28 protein-coding genes are annotated in these 26,534 nt (G+C 63.7%); 18 read left to right on the top strand and 10 right to left on the bottom strand.

Annotated elements, in window-relative coordinates; translation table 11 throughout:
* Nucleotides 1-9: 9 nt before the first annotated feature.
* From LK440_RS06065 to LK440_RS06055, 3 genes are read left to right on the top strand one after another with little or no spacing between them, the layout of a single operon-like run.
* Nucleotides 10-492 carry a YbaK/prolyl-tRNA synthetase associated domain-containing protein gene (locus LK440_RS06065; protein WP_005014235.1) on the top strand — a complete coding sequence of 161 codons (483 nt, stop codon included), beginning with the start codon at nucleotides 10-12 and terminating at the stop codon, nucleotides 490-492.
* A gap of 1 nt (nucleotide 493) precedes the next feature.
* Nucleotides 494-1,387, top strand: coding sequence for an NRDE family protein (locus LK440_RS06060; RefSeq protein ID WP_005014237.1), 894 nt, complete (start codon nucleotides 494-496; stop codon nucleotides 1,385-1,387).
* On the top strand, nucleotides 1,384-1,827 hold the full coding sequence (locus LK440_RS06055; RefSeq protein ID WP_005014239.1) for a carboxypeptidase-like regulatory domain-containing protein: 444 nt from the start codon (nucleotides 1,384-1,386) through the stop codon (nucleotides 1,825-1,827). The genes LK440_RS06060 and LK440_RS06055 overlap by 4 nt, the downstream gene beginning before the upstream one ends.
* A gap of 12 nt (nucleotides 1,828-1,839) precedes the next feature.
* On the opposite strand, the gene LK440_RS06050 is transcribed toward LK440_RS06055, so the two are convergent.
* On the bottom strand, nucleotides 1,840-2,217 hold the full coding sequence (locus LK440_RS06050) for an MAPEG family protein (protein WP_017685904.1): 378 nt from the start codon (nucleotides 2,215-2,217) through the stop codon (nucleotides 1,840-1,842).
* A gap of 139 nt (nucleotides 2,218-2,356) precedes the next feature.
* Here LK440_RS06050 and LK440_RS06045 point away from each other — a divergent pair, with 139 nt between their 5' ends.
* Nucleotides 2,357-2,755 carry a hypothetical protein gene (locus LK440_RS06045; protein ID WP_005014242.1) on the top strand — a complete coding sequence of 133 codons (399 nt, stop codon included), beginning with the start codon at nucleotides 2,357-2,359 and terminating at the stop codon, nucleotides 2,753-2,755.
* A gap of 9 nt (nucleotides 2,756-2,764) precedes the next feature.
* Nucleotides 2,765-3,169 carry a CPBP family intramembrane glutamic endopeptidase gene (locus tag LK440_RS06040; RefSeq protein ID WP_319946468.1) on the top strand — a complete coding sequence of 135 codons (405 nt, stop codon included), beginning with the start codon at nucleotides 2,765-2,767 and terminating at the stop codon, nucleotides 3,167-3,169.
* On the opposite strand, the gene arfB is transcribed toward LK440_RS06040, so the two are convergent.
* Entirely contained in the window at nucleotides 3,166-3,582 is a 417-nt protein-coding gene (arfB, locus tag LK440_RS06035; protein ID WP_005014247.1) for an alternative ribosome rescue aminoacyl-tRNA hydrolase ArfB, read from the bottom strand. The genes LK440_RS06040 and arfB overlap by 4 nt on opposite strands.
* A 175-nt stretch (nucleotides 3,583-3,757) precedes the next feature.
* On the opposite strand from arfB, the gene queE reads away from it, so the two are divergent.
* The 4 genes from queE (at nucleotide 3,758) to LK440_RS06015 (ending at nucleotide 7,421) form a co-directional block, all read left to right on the top strand.
* A complete protein-coding gene (queE, locus tag LK440_RS06030; protein WP_005014248.1) occupies nucleotides 3,758-4,390 on the top strand; it encodes a 7-carboxy-7-deazaguanine synthase in 633 nt (210 codons plus the stop codon).
* Nucleotides 4,391-4,418: 28 nt separating this feature from the next.
* Complete coding sequence (gene queD, locus LK440_RS06025; RefSeq protein WP_005014250.1) at nucleotides 4,419-4,865, top strand: 6-carboxytetrahydropterin synthase QueD; 447 nt, start codon at nucleotides 4,419-4,421, stop codon at nucleotides 4,863-4,865.
* A gap of 394 nt (nucleotides 4,866-5,259) precedes the next feature.
* On the top strand, nucleotides 5,260-6,303 hold the full coding sequence (locus LK440_RS06020) for an alpha-hydroxy acid oxidase (protein WP_230580942.1): 1,044 nt from the start codon (nucleotides 5,260-5,262) through the stop codon (nucleotides 6,301-6,303).
* Between the two features lie 113 nt (nucleotides 6,304-6,416).
* Nucleotides 6,417-7,421, top strand: coding sequence for an ISL3 family transposase (locus LK440_RS06015; protein ID WP_005012353.1), 1,005 nt, complete (start codon nucleotides 6,417-6,419; stop codon nucleotides 7,419-7,421).
* Here the strand turns inward: LK440_RS06015 and LK440_RS06010 are convergent.
* Complete coding sequence (locus LK440_RS06010; protein ID WP_005019584.1) at nucleotides 7,367-8,176, bottom strand: methyl-accepting chemotaxis protein; 810 nt, start codon at nucleotides 8,174-8,176, stop codon at nucleotides 7,367-7,369. The genes LK440_RS06015 and LK440_RS06010 overlap by 55 nt on opposite strands.
* 228 nt (nucleotides 8,177-8,404) lie before the next feature.
* Between LK440_RS06010 and imuA the strand changes: the two genes are divergently transcribed.
* The 3 genes from imuA to LK440_RS05995 are packed head-to-tail and all read left to right on the top strand — an operon-like array spanning nucleotide 8,405 to nucleotide 13,660.
* Nucleotides 8,405-9,112: a translesion DNA synthesis-associated protein ImuA gene (gene imuA, locus LK440_RS06005; protein ID WP_005014256.1), complete on the top strand. Its 708-nt coding sequence runs from the start codon at nucleotides 8,405-8,407 to the stop codon at nucleotides 9,110-9,112.
* Nucleotides 9,045-10,496, top strand: coding sequence for a Y-family DNA polymerase (locus LK440_RS06000; protein WP_032954285.1), 1,452 nt, complete (start codon nucleotides 9,045-9,047; stop codon nucleotides 10,494-10,496). Before imuA ends, LK440_RS06000 begins: the two co-directional genes overlap by 68 nt.
* 5 nt (nucleotides 10,497-10,501) lie before the next feature.
* Nucleotides 10,502-13,660 (top strand): error-prone DNA polymerase, encoded by a 3,159-nt coding sequence (locus LK440_RS05995; RefSeq protein ID WP_005014260.1) that lies wholly within the window; start codon nucleotides 10,502-10,504, stop codon nucleotides 13,658-13,660.
* A 12-nt stretch (nucleotides 13,661-13,672) separates the two neighbouring features.
* Here the strand turns inward: LK440_RS05995 and LK440_RS05990 are convergent, their stop codons facing one another.
* From LK440_RS05990 to LK440_RS05975, 4 genes are all read right to left on the bottom strand, one after another.
* Nucleotides 13,673-14,194, bottom strand: coding sequence for a DNA-deoxyinosine glycosylase (locus tag LK440_RS05990; protein ID WP_005014263.1), 522 nt, complete (start codon nucleotides 14,192-14,194; stop codon nucleotides 13,673-13,675).
* Nucleotides 14,184-15,008 (bottom strand): ABC transporter permease, encoded by an 825-nt coding sequence (locus LK440_RS05985; protein ID WP_005014265.1) that lies wholly within the window; start codon nucleotides 15,006-15,008, stop codon nucleotides 14,184-14,186. Before LK440_RS05985 ends, LK440_RS05990 begins: the two co-directional genes overlap by 11 nt.
* Nucleotides 15,005-15,526: an ABC transporter ATP-binding protein gene (locus LK440_RS05980; protein ID WP_230580943.1), complete on the bottom strand. Its 522-nt coding sequence runs from the start codon at nucleotides 15,524-15,526 to the stop codon at nucleotides 15,005-15,007. Before LK440_RS05980 ends, LK440_RS05985 begins: the two co-directional genes overlap by 4 nt.
* A 186-nt stretch (nucleotides 15,527-15,712) precedes the next feature.
* The gene (locus LK440_RS05975; RefSeq protein WP_005014269.1) at nucleotides 15,713-17,569 is read right to left on the bottom strand and encodes a phosphoenolpyruvate carboxykinase (GTP); all 1,857 of its coding nucleotides are present in this window, start codon (nucleotides 17,567-17,569) and stop codon (nucleotides 15,713-15,715) included.
* 148 nt (nucleotides 17,570-17,717) lie between these two features.
* Here LK440_RS05975 and LK440_RS05970 point away from each other — a divergent pair, with 148 nt between their 5' ends.
* The 4 genes from LK440_RS05970 to LK440_RS05955 all read left to right on the top strand — a co-directional run bounded on the left by LK440_RS05970 (nucleotide 17,718) and on the right by LK440_RS05955 (nucleotide 21,459).
* Nucleotides 17,718-18,722, top strand: a complete 1,005-nt coding sequence (locus tag LK440_RS05970) for an ISL3 family transposase (RefSeq protein WP_005012353.1) — start codon at nucleotides 17,718-17,720, stop codon at nucleotides 18,720-18,722.
* A 208-nt stretch (nucleotides 18,723-18,930) separates the two neighbouring features.
* On the top strand, nucleotides 18,931-20,193 hold the full coding sequence (locus LK440_RS05965; RefSeq protein ID WP_005014271.1) for a Zn-dependent hydrolase: 1,263 nt from the start codon (nucleotides 18,931-18,933) through the stop codon (nucleotides 20,191-20,193).
* A 4-nt stretch (nucleotides 20,194-20,197) separates the two neighbouring features.
* The gene (locus LK440_RS05960; RefSeq protein WP_005014274.1) at nucleotides 20,198-20,533 is read left to right on the top strand and encodes a thioredoxin family protein; all 336 of its coding nucleotides are present in this window, start codon (nucleotides 20,198-20,200) and stop codon (nucleotides 20,531-20,533) included.
* A complete protein-coding gene (locus LK440_RS05955) occupies nucleotides 20,530-21,459 on the top strand; it encodes a DMT family transporter (RefSeq protein ID WP_005014275.1) in 930 nt (309 codons plus the stop codon). Before LK440_RS05960 ends, LK440_RS05955 begins: the two co-directional genes overlap by 4 nt.
* Nucleotides 21,460-21,463: 4 nt before the next feature.
* On the opposite strand, the gene LK440_RS05950 is transcribed toward LK440_RS05955, so the two are convergent.
* Complete coding sequence (locus tag LK440_RS05950; protein WP_005014277.1) at nucleotides 21,464-22,177, bottom strand: GNAT family N-acetyltransferase; 714 nt, start codon at nucleotides 22,175-22,177, stop codon at nucleotides 21,464-21,466.
* Between the two features lie 103 nt (nucleotides 22,178-22,280).
* On the opposite strand from LK440_RS05950, the gene pdxR reads away from it, so the two are divergent.
* Nucleotides 22,281-23,738, top strand: coding sequence for a MocR-like pyridoxine biosynthesis transcription factor PdxR (gene pdxR / locus LK440_RS05945; protein ID WP_005014278.1), 1,458 nt, complete (start codon nucleotides 22,281-22,283; stop codon nucleotides 23,736-23,738).
* Here the strand turns inward: pdxR and LK440_RS05940 are convergent.
* Nucleotides 23,735-24,031 carry a hypothetical protein gene (locus LK440_RS05940; RefSeq protein WP_005014281.1) on the bottom strand — a complete coding sequence of 99 codons (297 nt, stop codon included), beginning with the start codon at nucleotides 24,029-24,031 and terminating at the stop codon, nucleotides 23,735-23,737. The genes pdxR and LK440_RS05940 overlap by 4 nt on opposite strands.
* 124 nt (nucleotides 24,032-24,155) lie before the next feature.
* On the opposite strand from LK440_RS05940, the gene gorA reads away from it, so the two are divergent.
* Nucleotides 24,156-25,514, top strand: coding sequence for a glutathione-disulfide reductase (gene gorA / locus LK440_RS05935; protein WP_005014283.1), 1,359 nt, complete (start codon nucleotides 24,156-24,158; stop codon nucleotides 25,512-25,514).
* A 100-nt stretch (nucleotides 25,515-25,614) separates the two neighbouring features.
* On the opposite strand, the gene LK440_RS05930 is transcribed toward gorA, so the two are convergent.
* Nucleotides 25,615-26,415 carry a DUF72 domain-containing protein gene (locus LK440_RS05930; protein WP_005014285.1) on the bottom strand — a complete coding sequence of 267 codons (801 nt, stop codon included), beginning with the start codon at nucleotides 26,413-26,415 and terminating at the stop codon, nucleotides 25,615-25,617.
* Nucleotides 26,416-26,534 lie beyond the last annotated feature (119 nt).

Below are 26,534 nucleotides of genomic sequence, written 5' to 3'. Positions count from 1 at the left end.
TACGCCGTCATGGACGTCTTTGAGCAATTGCAGGACCTGCTGACCAAGCATGCCGTGAGTTTTCGTCTGCTCCGCCATCCGGCTGCAGGCAAGTCCGTGGAAGTCGCGGCCATCCGCGGCACCGAAGTGAGCCAGGGCGCCAAAGCCCTGGTCTGCCGCATCAAGATAAGCGCCACGCAACGCAAACACGTGCTGGCGGTTTTCCCGGCTGACGCGCAAGCCGATCTGGAGGCCATCGCCCGCGCCGCAGGTGGCAAGAAAGCCGCGCTGGCATCGCTGGATCTGGCGCGCGAACTGACCGGCTGCGAGATCGGTGCCATCCCTCCGTTCTCCTTCAATCCCGAACTGCAATTGATCGTTGATCCCACGCTGCGTCAGCGGCACGATGAAATCGTGTTCAATGCCGGCCGTCTGGATGCTTCCATCCTCCTGCGCACGGAGGACTACTTCCGCATCGCGCAGCCCGAACTGGCACCCTTGGTGCGCAGCTGATATGTGCCTTGCCGTCATCGCCTTGAACCAGGTGGCCTGCATCCCGGTGCTCATCGCCGCTAACCGCGATGAGTTCCATGCCCGTCCCACGGCCGCGGCCGCCCCCTGGCCGGGCGAGCCTCGGCTGTATGCCGGGCGCGACCTGCGCGCGGGCGGCACGTGGATGGGCGCAGCCGACAACGGCCGTTATGCCGTCATCACCAATTACCGCGAAGTTGGGCACCAGGTCGCCGATGCACCGTCGCGCGGCGCGCTGGTCGAGCGTTACCTTGCCGGTTCGATAGCGCCGCACGACTACCTTATGGACGTGGCACGCCAGGCAAGCGCCTATAACGGTTTCAATCTCATCGTCGGCGATCATCAAGGAGCCTGGTACTACAGCAATCGAGACACGGCGCCGCGCTATCTGAGCACCGGCGTTTACGCATTATCGAACCACCTGCTGGATACTCCCTGGCCCAAACTGGTGCGCCTGAAGACGGCCGTCGCGCAGGTACTGGCCCATAGCCCGCAACCCAACCTGCCGGCCCTGTTTGCCGCGCTGGACGACCGCGAGCCGGCCGATGACGCGGCCCTGCCCCGGACCGGCCTGCCACTGGCACGAGAACGGCTGCTGAGCAGTCCTTTCATCGTCAGCCCGGACTACGGCACTCGGTGCTCCACGGTGCTGCTATGGCGTGATAATGGCGTGGGCGAGTTGCATGAAAGGCGCTTCACGCCCGAGGCGCATGTGGCCGGCGAAACCGATCTCACCTTCCCTTATGCATCCGGCCTGATAGAACGGCCATCCAGGCTGGCGCCTCTTGGCCTTGGCAAGCGATCCCGCACGGCGTGCAATCGGCAACGGGTAATCGACCCGGTAAAGATTGCCTTATCTGAGGAGTACCGACCATGAAGCAAAACCGCAACAACGTAGTCGCAGCAGCCCTGATAACCGCCAGCCTCATGGCTCTTAGCGGGGCCAGCCTGGCCCAATCGCCGCCGTCCGGTCTGCCTCAAGCCCAGCAGCAAGGCGATGTGCGCTTTCTGTCTGGCGGCATCGGCCAAGGGCAATCCGACGCCATGAAGGCGGCAGCCAGTCAGTACCGCCTGATGCTCACGTTTGCCCAACGCGCCGCCGGCGGCAGTGCCCAGTATCTGGCCGACATCCCGGTCGAGATCAGCAATGCGCAGAACAAAGTCGTCCTGAAGACTGTCTCGCAAGGCCCTTATCTTTTGGCCAATCTTCCGGCGGGCGATTACACCGTCAAAGCCACGTCCAACGGACAGGTTAAGACGCAAGGCGTGCATATCGGTGCGAGCGGGACCGCAAACGCGATTTTTGAGTGGCAATAAGCCGTTGCCGGCTCAGTGCACGCCGGCAAACAAGATAACTATGTTGAGGATAAGCGCTGCCAACCAGGCCAGCGAGCGCAGTGTGCCATGGCCTCCCACGTACAGGGCGAGATAGACCAAACGCACCACCACCCAGGCCCCCATGAGCACGACAAGCTGCTCGCGGGGAGCCTGGTTATACAGCGCAAACAACACGGCGGCAAAGAAGAACGGTAAGGCTTCGAAGCTATTGGCTTGTGCCGCGTTCGCGCGCCCTCGCCAGCCCTGCTGATCCGACAGCCAATGGCGCGGCTCGCGGTTGTCAAATCCGGTGCCTCCAGCCTTGCAGGCAATGGCAGCGACCAGCGGCAACAGCGCCGCGGCCATCATTAACAAAGCGATATGCATCATGCGTGTCCTTTGAGCCGGCGGCATGCCGAGCATGCGTCAACCTTACACCGCAACACCTGAGACGGGAGCCGTTTTTTTCGCTCCTCGCCCCGACCGCGCACCTTGCCTACAATGCGCCAACGCTCCCGATGACTCCTGCATGATTGCCTGCCTGCCCTGGATCCTGATCTTTCCGGCCTACGTCCTGCTCTGGTGGCCGCCGGCGTACAGGCCAGCCCTGGCGCTGTTGTTGGCAGGACTGGCCTGCGCCGCATGGCGAGACTGGCTCGAACCTTCGGCCTTGCTGGCGTTCGCCTTACTGCTGGCCAGTGCGAAGCTGCAGCGCGGTCGCTGCCCGGCATTCGGCCACACGCTCTTCGTCCTCACGGCCCTGGCGCTCGCCTTGCACCGGCTGCCGGGGTTCCATAATCCGCTGATCATCGACCAGGCCATCAAGCCAGACTCCGTGCCCCTTCGCATGTATCTCAACCTCGACAAACCGCTCATTGCCTGGTGGGTACTACGGGTCATGGCTCCGCCGCTGATACGTGGCGGGTAGCGGCAGAGCCTGCAGAGTGGCCTGGCAGCCGGTCTGACCGGCGCTCTGGTCTGCCTGGGTATCGCCTGGTGGTTTGGTGCCGTTGCCTGGGCACCCGGCTGGCCGGATGCGGGCTGGGCATGGCTGATCAATAACGCGCTGCTGGTCACCCTGGCCGAAGAAGCCTTTTTTCGCGGTTATCTTCAGCCAGCCTTGAATCGCCGTCTGGGTGGGCCTTGGGCCTGCATCTGCACTGCGGTGCTATTCGGGCTGGCGCACTATGCCGGCGGACCCGGCCTGGTCGCCCTGGCGTCGGTGGCCGGCCTGTTCTACGGCTGGGCCTATCAGCGCGGCGGCCTGGCCGCTGCCGTCGTGGCGCATCTGCTGCTAAACACGCTTCACGTCGCGTTCTTCAGCTATCCGGCGGTGGCCTAATCCTCACCCACACGGCCTCGCAGGCGCTTTACATCGCCACGTTGCACCTTGCGTTGCACGCGGCGGCGTTTGGATGCCATGGTCGGCCGGGTGGCGCGGCGTGTCGGGTGCTTGACGAGTGCCTGGCGCAACAAGGCCAGCAAGCGTTCGACGGCATCGGCGCGATTTTTGTCCTGGCTGCGATAGGCCTGCGCCTTGATGATCAGCACGCCGTCCTTGGATATGCGACGGTCCGCCAGGGCCAGGATGGCCTCTTTGACCTCATCAGGTAGCGCCGAAGCAGGCACGTCAAAGCGCAGGTGCACGGCGCTGGCGACTTTGTTGACGTTCTGGCCACCGGCGCCCTGCGCCCGGATCATGCCGAAATCCAGTTCGCGTTCGTCCAGGTAAAGGGATTCCTGAATGTGCAACATCGAAAATGCGCCGGCTCATTGAAAGGGAGATTTAACCACGCCGGCCTGTCTCACCCTGCCGTTGTCCTTTCCGGCGCTGACGAGGCCCGCACGGGCCCGACAGGCTGCCCGCGCTCACTGACGGTAAAATGGCAGATTGCATTTTCCCGGTTTGGGCTCAGGCTCCCGGATCTTCATGACTTACTCCGCCAAAGAAATTTTCAAGACGCTGCAGGGCGAAGGCGCCCAGGCTGGGCGCGCCGCGGTGTTCTGCCGTTTTTCGGGCTGCAATCTCTGGTCTGGCCGCGAAAGAGACCGCGCAACCGCTGCCTGTACCTTTTGCGATACCGATTTCGTCGGTACTGACGGCGAGGGCGGCGGCAAATTCCGTGACGCTGCAGCGCTTGCTGCGACGCTCGCTGACACCTGGGGCCCCGAGACCGCCGGCAGGTATGTCGTCTTCACGGGAGGGGAACCCTTGTTGCAACTCGATGCTGCCTTGATCGCGGCAGTGCATGCGCAAGGCTTTACCATCGCCATCGAAACCAATGGCACCCTACCCGTTCCGGCTGGTGTGGACTGGATCTGCGTCAGCCCCAAGGGCAAGGCACCCGTGGTGCAGACTCGCGGCCAAGAGCTCAAACTGGTGTTTCCGCAAGCCGATACGCCCCCCGAAGCATTTGCCAATCTCGATTTCGAGCATTTCTTCCTGCAGCCCATGGATGGCCCGCAGCGGCTGGCCAATACCGAAGCGGCAGTGACTTATTGCATGGCGCATCCGCAATGGCGGCTGAGCGTGCAAACCCATAAATACATAGGCATTCCATGATTGTCCGATTCACGTGCGGGAGCCGCCCTTGATTTCCGTCACCCGCAGGCTGGAGTTCGATGCCGGCCACCGCATTCCCGATCATCGCAGCCAGTGCCGCAATCTGCACGGCCACCGTTACGTCCTGGAGTTGACGCTGACTGGCGACGTCGTCCAGGCACCCGGCCAATCCGATAACGGTATGGTGATGGACTTCTCGGACATCAAACACATCGCCAAAACGCATCTGGTCGATATCTGGGACCATGCTTTTCTGGTCTATGAAGGCGATGCCGCCGTACGCGATTTTTTGGCCTCCCTGCCCGATCACAAGACCGTGATCCTCGACCGTATCCCTACCGCAGAAAACCTGGCGGCCGTTATTTTCGGGATTCTTGCCCCCCACTATCAGAACACCTACGGGCACCATCTCCGGCTGTCTCGCGTCCGTCTGTTTGAAACCCCCAATTGCTGGGCGGATTGCGACGGTAACTAAGCGCCGCCCGCTCGCGCGAGGCCTCTTTTCCGGCGAGGCCGCGGCGCGCTGCGTGCCCTTGCCGCGCGTTCGGCCGGCCTGCCCCGCCTGACCACGTCTGATCGCCATCGTTCGCCTGGCTAGCGTGCTCGCTGCCCGCCCACCTGCCCAGGCCCATACCTGCCCACACCCTGCCTGCCAGCGGGCGCATCGCTTGCCTTCGCGATTGACAAAGGCTGCCTGGTTGCGGATGATGCAAGCCATATTATAAAACTTGCATCCTATTTATTAGGATAAATGGCAGGCCATGTTCAGACCCGCTTCGTTTTTGTCGTTGCACGACTTCGAACCCGCCGCAAAGAAACGCCTGCCCAGGCAACTCTACGGTTACCTCCGGCATGGCGCAGAAGACGGGATGGCCATCGAGGCCAATCGCCAGGCATTTGCAGGAATCCACCTCTGCCCTAAGGTGCTGACGGATGTCTCGAATCGATCCTCGTCCATATCGTTGCTCGGTCAGACCTATAGTGCGCCGTTTGGCCTCGCACCCGTAGGGTTGGCGGCGATGTGGTGCTATCGCGCGGACAAGGTCCTCGCACAAGCCGCGCAAGAACACAATGTGCCAGCCATCATGAGCGGCGCCTCGCTCGTACCCATGGAGGAAGTGGCTCAGGCTGCCCCTCAGACATGGTTCCAGGCGTATCTGCCTGCAGAACAAGAGCGGATCCAGGCACTGTTGACTCGGGTCCGAAACGCTGGCTTCAGCACGCTGGTGTTGACGGTGGACCTGCCCGTCTCTCCCAATCCCGAAGCTTATGCCCGCCATGGATTCAGCGCGCCATTGAAGCCCAGCCTTCGAATGGCCTGGGATGGGCTGAGCCATCCGAGCTGGCTGATGTCCACTTTTCTGAAAACCCTTTTTCGTCACGGCATGCCGCATTTTGAAAACTGGCGTGCTGAACGCGGAGCGCCCATCATTTCGGCACGTGTCGAGCGAGACACTCAGGGCCGCGACAAGGTGAGCTGGCCGCACGTCGCCCTCGCCAGGCGTCTATGGCAAGGCCCTCTGATCATAAAAGGGATCTTGCGCCCCGACGATGCCTTGCTGGCCGCCAAGACCGGATGCGATGGAATCATCGTATCCAATCATGGTGGCAGGCAGATCGATGGAGCGGTCAGTGGCCTGGATATGCTGCCGGAAATTGTCGCAGCAGTGCCAAATCTACCCGTCATGCTGGATGGCGGCATCCGCCGCGGCACGGATATTCTGAAGGCACTGTCGCTAGGGGCACGCTGCGTCTTTGTCGGCAGGCCCATGCATTATGCCGCGACGGTTGGACAGCGCGCCGGCGTCGAACATGCCATCCAGATTCTCAAGACCGAGCTCCACCGGAACACGGCACTGCTGGGCTTGAATCACCCCCAAGAAATCGATCAGAATTTCGTGCGCTCACACTGAGTGCCGCGGCGGCACGCCATGCAAAAAAAGAGGTTCATCGCGGAATAGCGTGGAGCCGTGCTTGATTGCCGTTACGCTTGATCCTTGATTTTTCAAGGATCAAGGCCGGGATCATGCTGGACCGCAAGACGATCGAGAGGTTGGGTGGGTGGGAAGGTTATCGGGTGGAGCGGGTCGTGTGGCCTGAAGGTGAGAGCCGGACGGTCACGATTTACCTGAAGCCTTCAGCGCGAACGATGCACTGCGAGCACTGCGGCAACCGATGTCGGCAGGTGCATGAGACGACCACGCGCCGGGTGCGGGATCTGCCGCTAATGGCGCTGCGAGTGACGCTGGTAGTGCCGCGTCGGCGGGTCTGGTGCGAGCAGTGCGGTGGACCGCATCTGGAGAGGCTGAGCTGGCTGGGCCGTTACCAGCGAGTGACCGACCGGCTGGCCGAGGCGGTCAGCCAGTTGCTTGAGTCCAGCAACATTCTGGCCGTGGCGCGCTTCTTCCAACTGGGTTGGCACACGGTCAAGGCGCTGGACAAGGCCCTGCTGCGACGGGCGATCCAAGAGCCGGACTGGAGCCAGATCCACTACCTAGCGATGGACGAGTTCGCTCTACACAAGGGCCATCGTTATGCCACGGTCGTTGTCGATCCGATCCGCCGTCAGGTGCTATGGATCGGTGATGGCCGCTCGCGCGAGACGGCCAGAGCCTTCTTCGAACAACTGCCAACTGGGGTTGCCCAGCAGATCCGGGCCGTAGCGATCGACATGACGACGGCCTATGAGCTGGAGATCCAGGCCAACCAGCCCTTGCTCACCGCTTATCTGATGCGCGATGAGCTCAAACAGCTGTGGTTCTACCAACACCCCGGCTACGCCCGCCAGGCATGGGATCACTGGCTGCAACAGGCTCAGGGCAGCGGCATCGCCGCCTTGGCTCACTTCGCGCTCAAGCTAAAAGCCTATCTGCACGGGATTCTGTCTCGCTGTCGCCACCGGCTCAACACCAGCATCGTCGAGGGCATCAACAACACCATCAAAGTCATCAAGCGCCGCGCCTACGGCTACCGCGATCAGGAGTACTTCTTCCTCAAGATCCGGTCTGCATTCCCCGGTATTCCTCGATGAACCAAAAAAATGCCCAGCACGCCAAGAGGTTTGCCATTGCGGTCCGCCCCGGCGCGGACCGCGGTGGCATAGGAGGCGACCTGGGCATCGCCCAGCAGGCGCTCACACTGAATATCCAGTGCCGCGTAATCGCCACCGCTGGCCGTGGCCATGCCGCGCCGGAACCATTCGGAGTGCGAAACGTCGGCACCCATGACTTGAGGATAGCGGCCAGGCCTGCCACTGGCCACCACACGGCCACTGGCATCGGCTACCCAGAGATCGAGATAGACGGTATAGCTGTCCAGAATCACGCTCAACCGCTCGCTGGCATGGCGCTCACCCTGCCCTGAACTGAGCAGATCCACCAGCGATGAGTCGGTGGCCCACCAGCGGACATCGCAGGAGCGCTCGTAGAGATTGCGATCCATGGTTTCTATCATGTTGGAAGCCAGATCGCTTAGCCGCCTGCCTTCGTAGCCACGGATCTCCTGCAACGTGTGTTCGCTGATACGGATCAGGTCGGCAATGGAGCCGGCCAACTCCTGTTTCAGGGCATCGGCGATGCCGGTGATTTGCTCGGAGACGAATTGCACCTGATTGGCCACGACCGCAAACCCCCGCCCCGCCTCGCCGGAGCGCGCCGCCTCGATACGGGCATTGAGGGATAAGTATTTGGCTTGCTGGTTGATGTCGACGATGCTGGATATTTTTTCGTTGGAGATTTTTTCCACGCGGCGCGAAAGCTCGACGATCTTCTCGGGAAGGTAAGCCATGATGACGGCTCCTCAGGCAGGTTGAATGACAGCGGACAGCCCTTGAGCAAGCAGAAAGCGTGCCAAGGTTGCCGCGGGGCAGCCCTCTCCAGGCGCCCCGCCGTCAACCCATTTTCCTGCCCAGGCGCCCCCTTTTGGGGCATGCATGGAGCACTAATATGGTGCCGCATCAGCATGGGTCATTCGATTCGATTTACTGTATATTTATACAGTCATTGAAATTTCGCCATGCCTACGCCCGAACACATCCACCCCGCACTTTGGCGAGCCACGCAACTGGCCCGGGCCAGCGCACGCGTGGTGCCCACCGGCCACAGTGAACTGTCCGCGCAACTGCCCGAGGGCGGTTGGCCCATAGGTTGTCTGACCGAACTGCTGCTGCCTCATCCGGGCAGCGGTGAAGTGCGCCTGCTGGCTGCGGCCATCGCCGAACGCGACGATGCCCGTGCGATCGCGCTGGTGCAGCCGCCTTTCACGCCGCATATCGCTGCCTGGCGGCAATGTCGGCTCGCTCCCGAACGCTTGCTGTGGGTGGCGCCGCCGCGCCCGGGCGATGCCTTATGGGCTGCCGAACAAATCCTCAAACACGCCAGTTGCACGGCCTTGCTTTGCTGGTTGCCGCAGGTGCGCCCCGAATCCCTGCGCCGGCTGCATCTGGCCGCGCAGGCCAGCGATACCTTGTTTTTCGTATTGCGCCCGGCGCAAGCCGCGCATCATGCGTCGCCCGCACCGCTGCGCCTGGCCCTGGCGCCCGCGCCCAACGGGCTGTCCATCCAGATTCTCAAGCGCCGCGGTCCGGTGTGCGACACCCCGATTTTCCTGCCGCTGGACGGTACCCCAAACCGGGCAGCTCAAGTCTTTACTCCTCATGCGCCTCTGGATCGCCATCCATCTCCATCATCTGTCTCTGGACAGTGTGCAAGCCCGGTGGCCTGAGCCGGGTTACTGCGGCGCCCTCCTCGAGCAGGAACGCATCGTGGCGCTCACGCCAGCGGCATGCCAGGCAGGCATGGAAATCGGCATGCGGCGCGCCAGCGCCCTGGCCCTGGCGCCCAGTGCCGATCTGCGGTTGCGCGACCCGCAGGCCGAAACGCGCCGCCTGCACGAAGCCGCGCTGGCCCTGCTGCAGTACACCCCGCAACTGGCTTTGCGCGAACCCGACGCCCTGCTACTGAATGTCGGCGCCAGCCTGCAATTATTTGGCGGGCCTGTTCGCCTGGCTCACCGCGTGCGCAGCAGCCTGGCCGCCCTGGGGCTGCATGGACGGCTGGGCATTGCGCCCACGGCCCAAGGCGCCTGGCTGCTGGCCGTGGGCGCAGCCCGCCCCGCCCTGCGGCTATCCAGCCTCGCACGCCGCCTGGACGCGCTGCCGCTGATGCTGCTGCCCGAAGCTCACCCCCAGGGCACCTGGTTGCAAGGCCTGGGCTGCCACAGCCTGGCCGACCTGCGCGCCCTGCCACGCGGCGGCCTGCAACGCCGTGCCGGGCCGGCGTTGCTGCAAGCACTTGACCTTGCCTATGGGCAGGCCAGCGAAGCCCACCGCTGGTTTGAGCCACCGCCACGTTTTGACGCGCGCCTCGAACTCCTGGACTACGTCGAACACGCCCATGCCCTCATGGATGTCGCAGCCCGACTGGCCGAGCAACTCAGTGGCTGGTTGCACGCCTGCCGGCGCGCGGTGCGCGCGGTCACGCTCACGCTCGAGCACGAACGCGGCCGCCGTGCCTGCCCGCCATCGTTGCTGACGCTCTCCATGGCTGAGCCGGTCTGGCACAGCCGTCATCTGCTTGGTTTGCTGCGCGAACGCCTCGAGCGCCTCGAACTGGCCGCGCCGGTCATCGCCGTGGCGCTATCGGCGCACGAGACCGTCGAGCCCGGGACCGCGAGCGCCACCTTGTTTCCCGAACCGGGCGGCAATGCCGCCGACCATGCACGGTTGCTGGACCTGCTGGCTGCACGTCTGGGGCCACAGGCACTGCGGCGACCGGCTCCTCAAGCCGATCACAGGCCTGAAGTCGCCAACCACTGGCAGCCTGCCCATCATCACGTCCGCGTACGCGACAGCCTGCCCACCGGGCCGCTGGATCGGCCATGCTGGCTCGTCGAACCTGCCCGCGCTCTTGCCGAACAGGCACATCGCCCGGTCTATCAAGGCCAGCCACTGCGCCTGCTGCGCGGTCCCGAGCGCATAGAAAGCGGCTGGTGGGACGCCACACAAACGCAACGCGATTACTTTGTGGCCGAGGATCAGGCCGGGGCCCGTTATTGGCTGTACCGCGAACATGGCCAGCACTGGTTTTTGCACGGGCTATACGCCTGACCCGCATGGTGGCCGATCTTTTTACCTCTGCGCTGCCGGCCTATGCCGAACTGGATTGCCTGTCGAATTTCAGTTTCCTGACGGGCGCCTCGCACCCCGAAGAACTGGTCGAGCGCGCCGCCAAGCTCGGCTACACCGCCTTGGCGCTCACCGACGAGTGCTCGCTGGCTGGAGTGGTCCGTGCGCATGTTCAGGCGGCCAAGCATCCGGACCTGCAGCTCATCATCGGCAGCCGGATGGCGCTGGACAATGGCAACCATGCCCCTATAGAACTCGTGCTTCTGGCCCAGGACAAGGAGGGTTATGGCAATCTGGCAGAACTCATCACGCTGGGCCGCAGCCGTGCCGAAAAAGGCCGTTATCTGCTGCGGCCCGCGGACCTGGTCACGCCTGCTGCGCGCGGCCTTGCCGGTTGCCTGGCCATTCTGACGCCGCCCTATGGCCAAGCGCCAGCCGAGATGACCGCACAGGCGCACTGGCTGGCGCGCCACTTCAGGGGCCGCGCCTGGGTGGGTTTATCGCAATTGCAGCGCTCGCGTGACGACCTGCATCGCGCCGCTGTGCAACAGGCCGCGCAAGCGGCCGGCCTGCCGCTGGTGGCCATCGGCCAGGTGCACATGCATGTGCGCTCGCGCAAGCCCCTGCACGACACGCTGACGGCGATCCGCAGCGGCCGCAGCGTCGCGCAATGCGGTTATGACCTGGCCGCAAACGCTGAGCGCCACTTGCGTTCGCGGCTACGTCTGGCTGGGCTCTATCCCGCCGAGGCGCTGGCCCAAACCCAGGTCATTGCGCAACGCTGCGACTTCTGCCTGGATGAAATCCGCTATGAATACCCCGATGAAATCGTGCCCCAAGGCGAGACGCCCACCTCCTATCTGCGCCGCGTCACCTATGCGGGCGCTGCCGAACGATTCCCTGCTGGCATTCCCGAGTCGGTCAGCGAACTTTTGGAAAAAGAGCTCAGTCTCATTGCCGAACTGCAATACGAGGCCTATTTCCTGACGGTCTATGACATCGTCGGTTTCGCGCGCCGACAAGGCATTCTTTGCCAGGGCCGGGGCTCGGCGGCCAATTCGGCCGTCTGTTATTGCCTGGGCATCACCGCCGTAGACCCCAGCAACGGTAATGCGCTGTTTGAGCGCTTCATCAGCAAGGAGCGCAACGAACCGCCCGACATCGATGTGGATTTCGAGCATCAGCGCCGAGAAGAGGTCATCCAGTACATCTACGCAAAATACGGCCGGGCGCGCGCGGCGCTGACCGCCGTGGTGATCTCCTATCGGCCACGCAGTGTGCTGCGCGATACCGGGCGCGCGCTGGGTCTGGATTCCGCCATCATCGACGCGGTCGCGCGCGCCCATCAATGGTGGGACGGCAAAAAAGAGATGCTGCGCACGCTGCATCAATGCGGCCTGGATCCGAGCTCGCGCATCGCACGGCAATGGGCCATTCTGGCCGAGACCCTGATGGGTTTCCCCCGCCATCTGTCGCAGCATCCGGGAGGATTTGTCATTTCGCGTGGCAAACTCTCCCGTCTGGTGCCCATTGAGAATGCCGCCATGGATGGCCGCAGCGTCGTGCAATGGGATAAAGACGATCTCGATGCCCTCAATCTGCTGAAGGTCGATGTGCTGGCCCTGGGCATGCTGTCGATGTTGCGGCGCGCCCTGGGTATGGCAGGCCAGCGGCGCGGTTTGCCGCTGGCTCTGCATCAGATCCCACCGGACGATACCCCTACCTACGACATGATCTGCCGCGCCGACACGGTAGGCACCTTTCAGATCGAATCCCGCGCGCAAATGAGCATGCTGCCGCGTCTGCAGCCGCGCTGCTATTACGATCTGGTGGTGCAGGTAGCCATCGTGCGGCCAGGGCCTATTCAAGGCGGGATGGTCCACCCCTATCTGCGCCGCCGCCAAGGTAAAGAGGCAATCGTCTCGCCCGGACAGGCTGTAGAAGAAGTGCTTCGGCGCACCATGGGCGTGCCGATCTTCCAGGAACAGGTCATGCAGATCGCCGTGGCCGCAGCGGGTTTCACGCCAGGCGAAGCGGATCAGTTGCGCCGCTCCATGGCGGCATGGCGGCGCAAAGGCGGCGTGGATAGATTCCGCCTCAAGCTCATCAACGGACTGGTCGCCAACGACTACAGCCTGGAGTTCGCCGAGGCGCTGTTTCGGCAGATCGAGGGGTTTGGCGAGTATGGCTTCCCAGAAAGCCATGCGGCCAGTTTCGCGCAGCTGGCTTATGCCAGCGCCTGGCTCAAATGCCACGAACCCGAAGCCTTTCTGGCTGCGCTGCTGAATTCACAGCCCATGGGGTTTTATGCACCCGCGCAACTGGTGCAGGATGCCCGCCGCCATGGCGTGGTGGTGCTGCCGACAGACATAACCATCAGTGGCTGGGAGGCGGGCTTTGAACCCCTCGCCGGCCAGACGAGGCCGGCCGTTCGCCTTGGCTTGAATCAGATCAAAGGGCTCAAAGAAGCTGCCGGCTCACGCATCGAGCACGCCCGCCGGCAACAACCTTTTACCGATGTTGCCGACCTTGGCCGCCGCGCCGGCCTGAACCGCCAGGAGCTCGATGCGCTGGCCGCCGCCGATGCCCTGCGTCCGCTGGCCGGGCACAGACGGCAGGCGCGCTGGCAGTCCGCTGTCGGTGTGCATAGCCGTGATTTGCTGCACCATGCGCCGATCCTTGAGACCGAGCGTCCCTTGTTGGCTGCGCCCAGCGAAGGCCAAACCGTGGTGGCCGATTACGACAGTACCGGCCTGACGCTACGCCGCCACCCTGTGGCGCTGCTACGCGCCAACCTGGCGGCTCGCCGATTCGAGCCTGCCGAGGTTCTCAATACCTATCCTGACCGGCGGCTGGCGCGGGCCTGCGGCATCGTCACCGTGCGCCAGCGCTCCCAGACGGCCAAAGGCACGATCTTCGTCACCATCGAGGATGAGACCGGGCCAGTCAATGTCGTGGTGCGCAACGAGCTCATCGAACGCCAGCGCCGTGAATTGCTGGGTGCCGTTCTGCTGGGCGTCTATGGCACCTGGCAGAACATCGACGGCGTTCGTAACCTCGTGGCCCAGCGGCTGGTCGATATGTCGGCGCTATTGCGCGAACTGGACGAAGACGGATTGCAAGCCCGCAGCCGCAACTTCCACTGACCTGGTGCGAACTCAGACCTGCTCGAGCAGCCCGCGCCAGGCCAGCAGTTTGCTGTCAAAGCGTTGCGCCGCATGCGCGGGACTGGTCGACGGCAACGTCACCAGCCGAGGCTGGCGCGCTCCGCCCGCCAAGGTCGGCACCACATGACGCCGGAAGAGCTGGGCAGCCTTGGCACCATTGAGACCGATGACCTCGATGCAGGGATGCCGCGCCAGAAAACCTACGAAATCATTGGGCGCGGCGGACTCGGCCACGATGGCAGCATCCAGGCTGCCAGGCCGCACACACTGGGACAACACATCCCACAAGGCCACACCGGCATCCTGCAAGGCCGTCAGCCGGTCGTCGTAGCCGGCGTGAAGATCCACCTTGAACAAGGCCTGCGCAATGGGCCAGAAAGCATTGCGCGCGTTGGCGTAGTACTGATTGCGCTGAAGGGAAATCATGCCGGGCATGGTCCCCAGGATAAGGATGCGTGCATCTGGACGGGCTACGGGTGCGAAGCCATGGATGCGGGCAGGTTCAGCGCACATGCAGGCGATCCAGCCGCAAACGGCCACGGGCATCCGTCAAGCGGCGCAAAGCCGCCCAGGCTACGCCCATCGCTGCCAGGGCACTTGCCCCGCACAGCAAGAACAGAATCAGAATCTGGTACTTCACGGCCTCGACGGGATCCATGCCTGCAATGATCTGCCCTGTCATGATGCCCGGCAGCGTGATGATGCCTGCCGCCGCCATCTGATTGATGGCAGGCACCAGCCCCCGCCGCACGGATTCGCGCATGAGGGGCGAGAAAGCCTGGCGTGGCGTGGCGCCCAGCGCGATCCGGGACTCGATCGCCGCGCGTTGGCGCCGCACGTTGCCCAGCATGCCATCAAGCGCCAGACTTGCGGCATTGAGCACGCTGCCAAGCACAATACCTACCAGTGCAATCAGGTAGCGGGGGTCGTACCAGGGGTCAGGGTGCAGCGCCGTACTGAGGATGAACATCGCGGTCACCGCGGTGGTGGTTATCACCGCCAGCGCACCGATGCGCAGATTACCGGCTCCGCTGAAGCGTTCGGCAGGTCTTGCCGCCACTTCGCGCGCGGCAAGACTCATCATGACCAAGACGACCCCCAGCGTCAGCCACACCGACGCATACGCAAAAACCACCCGCAGGATATGACCTACCAGCAGCAACTGCACCACCGCCCGGATGGCGGCCCACACGATGCTGCGCTCCATACGCAGCCGCATCACCAGCGAAATGATTGCGCTCAAAGCCACCAGCGAGGCCGCAATAGCCAGATCGCTCGTCTGTAGCGTGAGCACCCCTTGCACGGTGGGATGAGCCAGAACGTTCATAGCCGCTGCAACCTGCGATCATGCACTCGATAGCACCGTCCGGCCAGACGCTGAGCCTGAGCCGGGTTATGGGTGACCATCAACGCGGTCGTGCCCTGCGCCAGCAAGCGGCGGATCAGCCTCTCGACGCGCTCGGTCGCGCTCTCGTCCAGCGAGGCGGTGGGTTCATCGAGCAGCATGACGGCAGGCTGATCGCGCAGCGCCCGCAGCAACGCCAGTCGTTGCCGCTCGCCGGTGGACAGATCGCTGACTTGCGATTGCATGATATTGGCCCGCAAACCCAGGGCCTCGAGCAGCGCTGGCACGGCATCGGTCTGCGCGGCTGGACCGGAAAAATGCTCGGCCACGGCGTCATCCCACCAGCCGGCTTCCGCCTGACAGTAGCGCACAAGGCGGCGCCAGGCTGGCCCCCGCATGCTGCTGGGCGCCACGCCATCGAGCCAGATTTCACCCACGCCGGGATCCAGATCCGCGATCTGCCGCAGAAACAGCGACTTGCCTGCCCCGGACTCCCCCATGATGGCGATGCACTCGCCACGCTGCAGCTCCAGAGGTCCACCGGCACGAAACCGGCAGGCGCCACACCGCGCAGGCACAAATAGCCTGCCTCGTGCGGCAAGGTCAGGACACTCATGAAGCCAGAATGCGAAAGCGGGCCATGAGCGGCATTATGCCGCCCTTGGCCCGTGGGCGCCCAGAAGGACTCAAGCCACCAGGCGGCGCTCGATTTCCGACTTGGTGTTAGACAAGGCCGGCGGCAGACCGCGGGCGAGTTGTTCGAACAGCTCGCCATGAAGGCCGAGCTCTTCGCGCCAGGCCGGCGCATCCACGGAAATCACCTGCTGGAACTGATCCGGCGTGAACTCCAGCCCCGTCCAGTCGATGTCGCCATAAGACGGCGAAATCCCGAAGACCTGCTCCTGGCCGCCGGCGTCGCCGTCCAAACGGCCCAACATCCACTTCAACACGCGCATGTTCTCGCCGAACCCCGGCCAGACGAATTTTCCGTCCGGGCCCTTGCGGAACCAGTTGACGCAGTAGATGTGCGGCAGCTTCGCACCGGCATCAGACAGACGCTGACCCACGGAGAGCCAATGATTGAAGTAATCGGCCATGTTGTCGCCGCAGAACGGCAGCATCGCGAAAGGATCGCGGCGCACGACCCCCTGCTTGCCGGCCGCAGCCGCCGTGGTCTCCGACCCCATGGTGGCAGCCATGTAGACGCCTTCGACCCAGTCGCGGGCCTCCGTCACCAAGGGCACCGTGGTCGACCGGCGGCCGCCAAAGATAAAGGCATCGATGGCCACTCCCTGCGGATTTTCCCATTCGGGGTCGATGGAGGGGCACTGGGCGGCCGGAGCCGTGAAACGGGCATTGGGGTGCGCGGCCTTGCGGCCGGTTTCGCGGGCGATCTCGGGAGTCCAATCCTGGCCTTGCCAGTCGATCAGATGCGCTGGCGGAACATCCGTCATCCCCTCCCACCAGACGTCGCCATCGTCAGTCAGTGCGACGTTGGTGAAAATGACATTGGCCTTGAGCGTGGCCATGGCATTGAAGTTGGTCTTCTCGCTGGTCCCTGGCGCCACGCCGAAATAGCCGGCTTCCGGGTTGATGGCACGCAGGCGCCCATCGGCACCCGGCTTGATCCAGGCGATGTCGTCACCAATGGTGGTGACCTTCCAGCCGTCCATACCCGAAGGCGGGATCAACATCGCAAAATTGGTCTTGCCACATGCCGACGGAAAAGCTGCCGCCACGTGGTATTTACGGCCCTTGGGCGTGGTCACGCCCAGAATCAGCATATGCTCGGCCAGCCAGCCCTCGTCGCGGCCCATGGTCGACGCAATACGCAGGGCAAAACACTTCTTGCCCAGCAAAGCGTTGCCGCCATACCCCGAACCAAAACTCCAGATCTCGCGCGTTTCAGGATAATGAACGATGTATTTGACGGGGTTGCACGGCCACGCCACGTCGGCCTGCCCGGCGGCAAACGGCTTGCCCACGCTATGCACACACGGCACGAATTCGCCGTCAGCGCCCAGCACATCCCATACCGCACGGCCCATGCGCGTCATGATGCGCATATTGACCACGACATAGGGACTGTCAGAGAGCTCGACGCCGATGTGAGCGATCGGCGAACCCAGCGGGCCCATCGAAAATGGCACGACATACAGCGTGCGGCCCCGCATGGCGCCTTGGAACAATCCCTGCAGCGTCGCACGCATCTGCGCCGGAGCAGCCCAATTGTTCGTCGGGCCGGCGTCTTCCTCACGCTGCGAGCAGATGAAGGTACGGTCTTCGACCCGCGCCACGTCGGAAGGGTCAGAACACGCCAGATAGAAATTCGGGCGCTTCTCAGCGTTGAGGCGGCGCATGGTGCAGGCCGGCACCATCTGCTCGCACAGGCGGTCATACTCTTCTTGCGTGCCATCACACCAGACCACGCGGTCTGGCTGCGTCAGCGCGACCACGCTTTGCACCCATTCGATCAATCGCGCATGTTTTACGTAAGCGGGCACGTTAAGCGGCGGCAGTTTGGCCTCGGCGGTTTGCGTCATTCGGGAACTCTCCAGGATGGGACGGAACAGGCATGCACGGCGCCGCTGCCGTCGCCGCGAAAAAATGGTTCATCGCGGAATAGCGTGGAGCCGTGCTTGATTGCCGTTACGCTTGATCCTTGATTTTTCAAGGATCAAGGCCGGGATCATGCTGGACCGCAAGACGATCGAGAGGTTGGGTGGGTGGGAAGGTTATCGGGTGGAGCGGGTCGTGTGGCCTGAAGGTGAGAGCCGGACGGTCACGATTTACCTGAAGCCTTCAGCGCGAACGATGCACTGCGAGCACTGCGGCAACCGATGTCGGCAGGTGCATGAGACGACCACGCGCCGGGTGCGGGATCTGCCGCTAATGGCGCTGCGAGTGACGCTGGTAGTGCCGCGTCGGCGGGTCTGGTGCGAGCAGTGCGGTGGACCGCATCTGGAGAGGCTGAGCTGGCTGGGCCGTTACCAGCGAGTGACCGACCGGCTGGCCGAGGCGGTCAGCCAGTTGCTTGAGTCCAGCAACATTCTGGCCGTGGCGCGCTTCTTCCAACTGGGTTGGCACACGGTCAAGGCGCTGGACAAGGCCCTGCTGCGACGGGCGATCCAAGAGCCGGACTGGAGCCAGATCCACTACCTAGCGATGGACGAGTTCGCTCTACACAAGGGCCATCGTTATGCCACGGTCGTTGTCGATCCGATCCGCCGTCAGGTGCTATGGATCGGTGATGGCCGCTCGCGCGAGACGGCCAGAGCCTTCTTCGAACAACTGCCAACAGGAGTTGCCCAGCAGATCCGGGCCGTAGCGATCGACATGACGACGGCCTATGAGCTGGAGATCCAGGCCAACCAGCCCTTGCTCACCGCTTATCTGATGCGCGATGAGCTCAAACAGCTGTGGTTCTACCAACACCCCGGCTACGCCCGCCAGGCATGGGATCACTGGCTGCAACAGGCTCAGGGCAGCGGCATCGCCGCCTTGGCTCACTTCGCGCTCAAGCTAAAAGCCTATCTGCACGGGATTCTGTCTCGCTGTCGCCACCGGCTCAACACCAGCATCGTCGAGGGCATCAACAACACCATCAAAGTCATCAAGCGCCGCGCCTACGGCTACCGCGATCAGGAGTACTTCTTCCTCAAGATCCGGTCTGCATTCCCCGGTATTCCTCGATGAACCGAAAAAATGTGGCCCGGCGGACCATGCCCCGGGCGATGCGGCCATCATACTTGGGAGTATGCGGGCTAACCAAGCAGCTTCTGGTGTCTTTACCACCCGACACCAAGGGTTTACCCGGTATTTTCAGCCCTCCGGCGGGCAGGAAGTGCGCAGCGGCTATGACATAATCGGGCGGCCCTTTCGGGCCCCGAAAATTTCCACGCCCATGAGTACCACTGTCTTTCCTCCTATTGATGCCGACCGTCTTTGGTCGCGCATCGAGACCCTGTCGCGCATGACCGTGCCCGGCCAACCCTGGACCCGCCGTGCGTTCACTCCCTTGTTCGATCAGGCACGCACCTGGTTGCGTGCCGAATTCGACGCCGCGGGTCTGAGCAGCCATATCGACGCCGCAGGCAATCTCGTGGGACGCATGAGCGGCCGCAACGCCGAGAAAAAAAAGCCGCTCGTGACCGGCTCGCATTGCGACACCGTACTGGAGGGCGGGCGTTTTGACGGCATCATTGGTGTGCTGGCTGGCATTGAGGTGGCCCACACACTGAAAGACCATGGCCTGCGGCTGGACCATCCGTTCGAAGTCATCGACTTCCTATCCGAAGAACCGAGCGACTACGGCATCTCATGCGTCGGCAGCCGCGCAATCAGCGGTCACCTGACCGCGGATATGCTGGCTGCCTGCAATCCGGACGGAGAAACACTGGCACAAGGTATCGTCCGCGCGGGCGGCCGGCCAGACGCACTGGGCCAAGCCTTGCGCGGCCCGGACACCAGCGCCGCCTTCGTAGAACTGCATATCGAGCAAGGGCCTGTGCTGCAAGCCCGCGGCCTGCCGATAGGCGTGGTCAGCAACATCGTCGGCATCCGCCGCACGCGCATCGTGGTGCTCGGGCAGCCCGACCATGCCGGCACCACGCCCATGGACATCCGCCGCGACGCCCTGGTGGGTGCGGCGCGCATCATCGACGCGGCACACCACCGCGCCACCGACCTGGCAGGCCGGCCGCACTATGTGGTGGCCACGGTCGGACGCTTGACGCTGACCCCCAACGCCGCCAATGCCGTGCCCGGACGGGTGGACATGACACTGGAAGTCCGCAGCGACAGCAATGCCGTCCTGGACAGCTTCACACAGGCGGTACTACAGACCGTGACGCCCGAGCTGGCCGCGCTGCGTCTGACCGTGCAGGCCGAACCGCTGTCGCGCGCCGAACCGACCGATTGCGCCAGGCTGGTGATGGAAGCGGTACGCACTGCTGCCGATTCGCTGGGCTATGACACCATGACTCTGCCCAGCGGAGCCGGCCACGACGCCATGTACATGGCACCGACCGGCCCCATGGGCATGATCTTCATCCCCTGTCTGGACGGACGCAGTCATTGTCCGCAAGAGTGGATCACCCCTGAGCAGTTACTCGATGGCACGCGGGTGCTCTATCAAACCCTGTTGGAACTGGACACGCTTGCCTGATCCCATGGACCAGACCGATATCGACGACGGCACCGCCGACCGTAGCCTGCTCGACGCCCCCGGTATCTCGCTGGTGGTTTTCCATAGTCAGGGCTGCCCGAACTGCCGCGTGGCGCGCGAGCGCCTGCCCAGGTTCGAACTGCCTGCCGAGCGCATTTTCTGGGTCGATGCAGGCCGCAATGGCGGGCTGGTCGAGCGCTATGAGGTCTTTCACCTGCCCGCCATCCATGTCGTGCGCGACGGCGCCTATTACGGCCCCATCAGTGCGCAATTGGCGGACTGGGATCTGCGTCAGCAAATCGCGCAGGCCCTGGACAACCACCCGGCCGAGTTGCCATGACCGCCATCCGCCGGCCGCTCGACGGTCTGGCCACGGGCGCCATGGTGGTGCTGTGCCTGTGCTGGGCGGCCAAGCAGATTGCCATCAAAGCGGTCGCAGCCGATGTCGCGCCGCTTTTGCAGATCGGCCTGCGCTCGGCGTTTGCCGCGGCCGTCCTCGGCCTGGTAGTGCTGCGCACGCAAGGCACCGGTTTCTGGCGCGACGGCAGCCTGCGGCCCGGGCTGGGTGTCGGCGTGCTGTTTGCGTTGGAGTTCGTGTTCGTGGCGCTGGGCTTGCACTACACCACCGCCTCGCACATGGCAGTGTTTCTATACACGTCCCCGATCTTCGCCGCACTGGGCCTGCATGCCTGGGTGCCGGGTGAACGTCTGCGGCCGCTGCAATGGTTGGGCGTGACCCTGGCGTTCGCCGGCATCGCGCTGACGTTTCTGGGCAAACATTCCCCCACCGACACCGCGCCCGATATGCTGCTGGGCGACCTGCTGGGCATCCTAGCCGGAGCAGCGTGGGGCATGACGACGGTGGGCATACGCGCCAGCCGGCTGTCAGAGGCTCCCGCCTCCAAAACGCTGTTCTATCAGATGGTCTGCGCGGCGCTGATCCTGCCCTTGCTGCACGGCGTGATGGGAGGTGCTGCCGCTACGTGGACCGTGACCGCGCTCTACAGCCTGCTGTTTCAAAGCGTGGTGGTAGCGCTCATGAGCTATCTGGCCTGGTTCTGGTTGCTGCGCCGCTATCTGGCCACGCGATTTTCGATGTGGTCTTTTTTAACGCCGCTATTTGGCGTGGGCCTGGGCGTCATCCTTCTCGATGATCCCTTGGACGGACATTTTGCCGCTGGCGCGGCGCTGGTGCTGGCCGGCATCACGCTGGTGAGCGCCGCCGGCACCCTGCAAACCTGGTGGGCCCGCCGGCGCTGCCGTTGAACGCTTACCCGGCCTCGACACGCAGGTCCTGCAGGCGCGCGCGCTGGCGGCCTTGGGCGTCGAAGTTTTCCGGCGCGAGCCACTGCTCAAAGGCCGCGCGCCGAGCAGGCCACTGCGCATCGGTGATGGAGAACCAAGCCGTGTCGCGAGTGCGGCCCTTGTAGACCACCGCTTGGCGAAATATCCCTTCGAACTGAAAGCCCAGCCGGGCAGCCGTCTGCCGGGAAGGCGCGTTCAGGCTGTCGCACTTCCATTCGTAGCGCCGGTAGCCCAGCTCGTCAAATGCGCGCCTCATGAAGAGAAACTGTGCCTCCGTGGAGATGGGAGTGCGTCGAAGCGCCCCGGAGAAGGTCACGCTGCCCACCTCTATAACGCCATTGGCCACGTCGATACGCATGAATGCCAACGTGCCCACGGCACGTCCGCTGGCACGGTCGATGACGGCAAAATGCATGGGGTCGTCGCTCTGCGCCGCCTGTTCGCAATACGTGCGATAGGCCTGCTGCGTGACAAACGGGCCAACGGCAAGATAGGTCCAATCGCGGCCGTCCGGGGCCGCGCTGTATGCGGCAAACAGATCCGCCGCGTGCCGCTCGGCATCCAGAGGCTCGAGACGGCAGAAACGGCCTTCCAGAGGCGTGCGCGGCGGACGGGGCCGCGCCGTCCAGCCCGGCAAGGTTTCGCCAACAGGCTGGTCAAAGGAATTGAGCAGGGCCATACGTATCTCCGCGCAGCAGGATTGAGAGCGCTTACTCTAGATCGATTCGTGGCATCATAGAAAGCCCCAGTAAAAAGCATTTTCTTAGTGCCACGCCTGCGCCATGGAAGACACCCTGACCCGCCTCGTCCTGCTGGATGCGCCATTGCTGCCGGGTGCCGTACCGCTGCAACGCCAATTGCTTCAGCGTCTGAAGACAGCCATCCTCGAAGGGCGCCTAGCGCCGGGAACACGGCTGCCCGCCTCACGGAACCTGGCCGAAGCGTTGTCGATTTCGCGCAACACGGTCTCAATTGCCTACGAACACCTGGCCGCTGAAGGCTATGTGCAGGCCGACCGCCAAGGCACGCGCGTGGCAACGCTCACCCGCCAGCGCAGGCCGGCCGCGACGACGGTCTCAACAGAACCCGTACGTGTGGCCCGGCGGCTTGAACGCCTGGTGGCCACGCCGCGAGGCACCGGCTCATACCTTGCGCTACGCCCCGGCCAGCCGGCCTTGGCTCACTTTCCGGCTGCTGCCTGGCGCCGCGCACTGGATCGCGCCATGCGCGATGGCGGCGGCGAGGCGCTGGCCTACGGGGAACCTGCCGGAGAGCCACATTTACGTGCGGCCATCGCACGCTACCTGGGCGTGGCCCGTGGTGTGCACTGCCTGCCCGAGCAGGTCATCATCACCGAAGGCACACAGGAGGCTCGGGCGCTGGCCGTGCGGCTGCTGGCCGACCCGGGCGACATTGCCTGGGTGGAAGATCCCGGGTACCGCGGCGCAAGGACCGCTTTTTTTGCCGGCGACTTGGACGTGCGGCCCAAAGGCGTGGACAACGACGGATTGTGCGTTGACGCGCGTGATTGGGCCGACGCTGCGCCGCGCCTGATCTATGTGACGCCGTCGCACCAATACCCCACCGGCGGGGTCATGCCCGCGGCCCGCCGGCTTGACCTCATCGCCCAGGCGCGCCAGCACCAGGCGTGGATCATCGAAGATGATTACGACAGTGAGTTCCGCCACCACGGCGAACCCATCGCCGCCATGCAGGGCATGACGCCGCAGGCACCGGTGCTCTATATCGGAAGCTTCAGCAAAACGATGTTTCCGTCATTGCGCATGGGCTTTGCCGTGTTGCCCGAATGCCTGGTCGACGCCACCCGGATAGGGATTGCCGAACTGTTGCGCGGTGGGCACCGTTATGAACAACTAGCCTTGGCGGATTTCATCGAAAGCGGCGAATTCAGCCGCCACCTGGGTCGTATGCGGAGCCTGTACCGCGAAAGGCAACAAGCGTTGCGCGCCGCGCTGACCCGCCATCTGGACATCGACCACACCGTCGAGGGCGGGCAGTGCGGCCTGCACCTGACCCTGCGTCTTCCCGTGGAATACCCCGACCATCTCATCGCCAGCGCCGGCCCGGCCCACGGCATGCAGCCTCAGGCGCTGTCGGCCTTCGCGCTGGCCGCGCCACAAAACGGCCTGGTATTGGGCTATGGCAATACGGCAGCCGACCTGTTCGACCCTCTATCGCGACGCCTGGCGCGGCTCATCACGCAGGCGCGGCAAACCTAACCCGTCAATGCACCCAGCAGCAGCGCGCAGAGCACGAGCCAGAAGACGCCGCTCAAAATCGAACGCCGCGCAAACGCCTTGATCCCCGCCCACAGCATCAACAGGCCGATCAATAACAGGGCAAAATTCATGATGTTCGGGCTCATGCCCAGCGCCGCGGCCATGCCGGCGAAAAACTCACCCAACGCACCGAAAAAGCCGCCGAATAACCAGCGCAACGCCTCGGCCACCCATTTGATGCCCTGCCCCAACGCCGCGCCGGCGCTACCGAAAAAACCTGTTTCTGCTTGCATGACACCTCGGTCGTCCCTTTTGCATGGTTATATCCCATTTGCGCGGCTGGATTTGGCGAAATCCCGGAACGATGTTTAATAGCACTACTCGCCGGCGGCTGCCGGCCTAGCAACAAGGATACTCATGGCTTTCGATTTCGACCTCTATGTCATCGGCGCGGGCTCGGGCGGGGTACGTGCGGCGCGGTTTGCCGCCGGTTTCGGCGCGCGCGTCGCGGTAGCGGAGAGCCGCTACCTGGGCGGGACCTGCGTCAACGTCGGCTGCGTGCCCAAAAAACTGCTCGTCTACGGCGCTCATTTCAGCGAAGAGTTCGAGCAGGCCAGCGGTTTTGGCTGGACACCCGGACACCCCGGGTTTGACTGGCACACCCTGATCCAGAACAAAAACCGCGAAATCGAACGTCTCAATGGCATCTATCGCAATCTGCTGGTCAACAGCGGCGTGGCGTTGCACGAAGGCCACGCTCGCATCGTCGATCCCCATACGGTCGAGATCAACGGTCAGCGGCACACGGCCGAACGCATTCTCGTGGCCACCGGCGGCTGGCCATTCGTGCCGGACATCCCCGGCAAGGAACACGCCATTACCTCCAACGAGGCGTTCTTCCTGAAGAAATTGCCCCGCCGCGTGCTGGTGGTCGGTGGCGGCTATATTGCCGTCGAGTTTGCCTCTATCTTCAATGGTCTGGGTGCGGATACCACGCTGGCGTACCGGCGCGAGCTGTTCCTGCGCGGATTCGACCAGAGCGTACGCGAGCACCTGCGCGACGAGCTGCAGAAAAAATCAATGACTCTGCGCTTTAACAGCGACGTCGCCCGGATCGACAAATTGCCCGACGGCACGCTCGCGGCGACCTTCGTCGATGGCTCCGTGCTCGAAACCGACAGTGTTTTCTATGCCACCGGCCGGCGTGCCATGCTGGACAACCTGGGCCTGGAAAACACCTCGGTCAGCCTCAACAAACAAGGCTATATCGAGGTCAATGACCTGTTCGAGACCGCCGAACCCTCGATCCTGGCGTTGGGCGATGTGATCGGACGCGTGCCGCTCACGCCGGTCGCCCTGGCAGAAGGCATGGCCATCGCCCGCCGCCTGTTTCGCCCTGCGGAGTATCGCCCGGTGGACTATGACCTCATCCCCACGGCCGTCTTCAGCCTGCCCAATATCGGCACCGTAGGCCTGACCACCGAAGAGGCCGTCAAGCGAGGCCACCGCGTCAAACGCTTCGAAAGTCGTTTCCGTCCGATGAAGTTGACGTTGACCGACTCCCAGGAGCGCACACTCATGAAGCTGGTGGTCGACGCCGACACTGACCGTGTCCTGGGTTGCCACATGGTCGGCCCCGACGCGGGCGAAATCATGCAAGGCCTGGCGGTGGCCCTGAAGGCCGGCGCCACCAAGCGTGTCTTCGACGAAACCATAGGCATCCATCCCACGGCCGCCGAAGAGTTCGTCACGATGCGCACGCCTGTGGCCGACTGAAGCGCCCACCCAACGCAACGCAGCCAACGACGGCCGGACCTGCCCGGCCGTCCGCCTGACGGAAGCAGGCGGCGCCCGCCGCAACGCGCCCGACCGGGCGCTATGGCCGGTCCAGGCGGCGCAGAAAATCCACCGCGGCCGCTGGCGCCAAGGGCTTGTGTCCGTTGATGAAAAACACGTAGACCTCGCGCGCAATACCGCCGCCGATATCGGGCAGGCGCCGGGGCAGATCCGGACTTTGTCCGGCTGCCCATTGCCGCGCACACTCCACCCACGCATCGAGTACCGCAGGCGCATAGCCGCGCCGCAAGCGCGGGTCGGCTGCCATCAACCGTATATAGATCAAGTCCTTGCAGGTGCTGTCCGTGATCGCCACGAACCGGGGATTGTCTGTCAACACCGTCGCCACGCCCCTGGCGCGCGCCAGCCGCAGATAGTCTTCACAGTCGAAACTGGGATGGCGCACGTCAAGCACATGGCGCAGCGCCCTGCCCGACACCTGTGCCGGCAGCAACGCCAGAAATTCCAGGATCTCCTGCCTTTCGTAGACTTTGCCTGGCGGCAACTGCCACAACAACGGGCCGAGCGTGTCGCCCAACCGGTCAATGCCGCTTTCCATGAATCGTCTGATCGACTCCCCCGCCTGACCCAGATCGCGCCGCTGGGTCGCATAGCGAGGCGCTTTGAGCGCCAGCTTGAAGCCAGCCGGCACCTCGTTGGCCCAGGCCGCAAACGTGGCGGGTTTCTGACTGCCATAGAACGTGCCATTGACCTCGATCGCGCTCACCTGCCGTGACGCGAACGCCAACTCGCGCGCATGCGGCAAACCTGCGGGATAGAACACCCCGTCGCGCCAGGGTGGGTAAGTCCAGCCACCAATGCCTGCACGTATCGATGTCATGTGCGCTCCCGTTGATTCCGCCCATGGTAGCGCCAGCGCCAGGCAGGCAGGTAAACGCCGGTAACCTGACGTAAGGCGCGCGAGCTCGCCGCAGCAAGCGCCGGCTTTTGGCGGCGCGC

The organism is Bordetella holmesii (assembly GCF_020735985.1).
Classification (GTDB): Bacteria; Pseudomonadota; Gammaproteobacteria; order Burkholderiales; family Burkholderiaceae_B; genus Bordetella; species Bordetella holmesii.
The sequence above is the reverse complement of the archived record's forward strand: the minus strand, read 5'-3'. Positions and strand labels throughout refer to the sequence as shown.

Coding starts and splice junctions, on each gene's coding strand:
- LK440_RS05990 (WP_005014263.1), bottom strand. CDS start 14,194: ATGTGCGCTGAACCTGCCCGCATCCATGGCTTCGCACCCGTAGCCCGT.
- LK440_RS05975 (WP_005014269.1), bottom strand. CDS start 17,569: ATGACGCAAACCGCCGAGGCCAAACTGCCGCCGCTTAACGTGCCCGCT.
- LK440_RS05960 (WP_005014274.1), top strand. CDS start 20,198: ATGGACCAGACCGATATCGACGACGGCACCGCCGACCGTAGCCTGCTC.
- LK440_RS05980 (WP_230580943.1), bottom strand. CDS start 15,526: ATGGGGGAGTCCGGGGCAGGCAAGTCGCTGTTTCTGCGGCAGATCGCG.
- queE (WP_005014248.1), top strand. CDS start 3,758: ATGACTTACTCCGCCAAAGAAATTTTCAAGACGCTGCAGGGCGAAGGC.
- pdxR (WP_005014278.1), top strand. CDS start 22,281: ATGGAAGACACCCTGACCCGCCTCGTCCTGCTGGATGCGCCATTGCTG.
- LK440_RS05940 (WP_005014281.1), bottom strand. CDS start 24,031: ATGCAAGCAGAAACAGGTTTTTTCGGTAGCGCCGGCGCGGCGTTGGGG.
- LK440_RS06000 (WP_032954285.1), top strand. CDS start 9,045: ATGCGCCTCTGGATCGCCATCCATCTCCATCATCTGTCTCTGGACAGT.
- LK440_RS05955 (WP_005014275.1), top strand. CDS start 20,530: ATGACCGCCATCCGCCGGCCGCTCGACGGTCTGGCCACGGGCGCCATG.
- LK440_RS06020 (WP_230580942.1), top strand. CDS start 5,260: ATGGCCATCGAGGCCAATCGCCAGGCATTTGCAGGAATCCACCTCTGC.
- LK440_RS05950 (WP_005014277.1), bottom strand. CDS start 22,177: ATGGCCCTGCTCAATTCCTTTGACCAGCCTGTTGGCGAAACCTTGCCG.
- gorA (WP_005014283.1), top strand. CDS start 24,156: ATGGCTTTCGATTTCGACCTCTATGTCATCGGCGCGGGCTCGGGCGGG.
- LK440_RS06050 (WP_017685904.1), bottom strand. CDS start 2,217: ATGATGCATATCGCTTTGTTAATGATGGCCGCGGCGCTGTTGCCGCTG.
- LK440_RS05985 (WP_005014265.1), bottom strand. CDS start 15,008: ATGAACGTTCTGGCTCATCCCACCGTGCAAGGGGTGCTCACGCTACAG.
- LK440_RS05995 (WP_005014260.1), top strand. CDS start 10,502: ATGGTGGCCGATCTTTTTACCTCTGCGCTGCCGGCCTATGCCGAACTG.
- LK440_RS06010 (WP_005019584.1), bottom strand. CDS start 8,176: ATGGCTTACCTTCCCGAGAAGATCGTCGAGCTTTCGCGCCGCGTGGAA.
- arfB (WP_005014247.1), bottom strand. CDS start 3,582: ATGTTGCACATTCAGGAATCCCTTTACCTGGACGAACGCGAACTGGAT.
- LK440_RS06055 (WP_005014239.1), top strand. CDS start 1,384: ATGAAGCAAAACCGCAACAACGTAGTCGCAGCAGCCCTGATAACCGCC.
- imuA (WP_005014256.1), top strand. CDS start 8,405: ATGCCTACGCCCGAACACATCCACCCCGCACTTTGGCGAGCCACGCAA.
- LK440_RS05970 (WP_005012353.1), top strand. CDS start 17,718: ATGCTGGACCGCAAGACGATCGAGAGGTTGGGTGGGTGGGAAGGTTAT.
- LK440_RS06015 (WP_005012353.1), top strand. CDS start 6,417: ATGCTGGACCGCAAGACGATCGAGAGGTTGGGTGGGTGGGAAGGTTAT.
- LK440_RS05965 (WP_005014271.1), top strand. CDS start 18,931: ATGAGTACCACTGTCTTTCCTCCTATTGATGCCGACCGTCTTTGGTCG.
- LK440_RS06045 (WP_005014242.1), top strand. CDS start 2,357: ATGATTGCCTGCCTGCCCTGGATCCTGATCTTTCCGGCCTACGTCCTG.
- LK440_RS06060 (WP_005014237.1), top strand. CDS start 494: ATGTGCCTTGCCGTCATCGCCTTGAACCAGGTGGCCTGCATCCCGGTG.
- LK440_RS05930 (WP_005014285.1), bottom strand. CDS start 26,415: ATGACATCGATACGTGCAGGCATTGGTGGCTGGACTTACCCACCCTGG.
- LK440_RS06065 (WP_005014235.1), top strand. CDS start 10: ATGGACGTCTTTGAGCAATTGCAGGACCTGCTGACCAAGCATGCCGTG.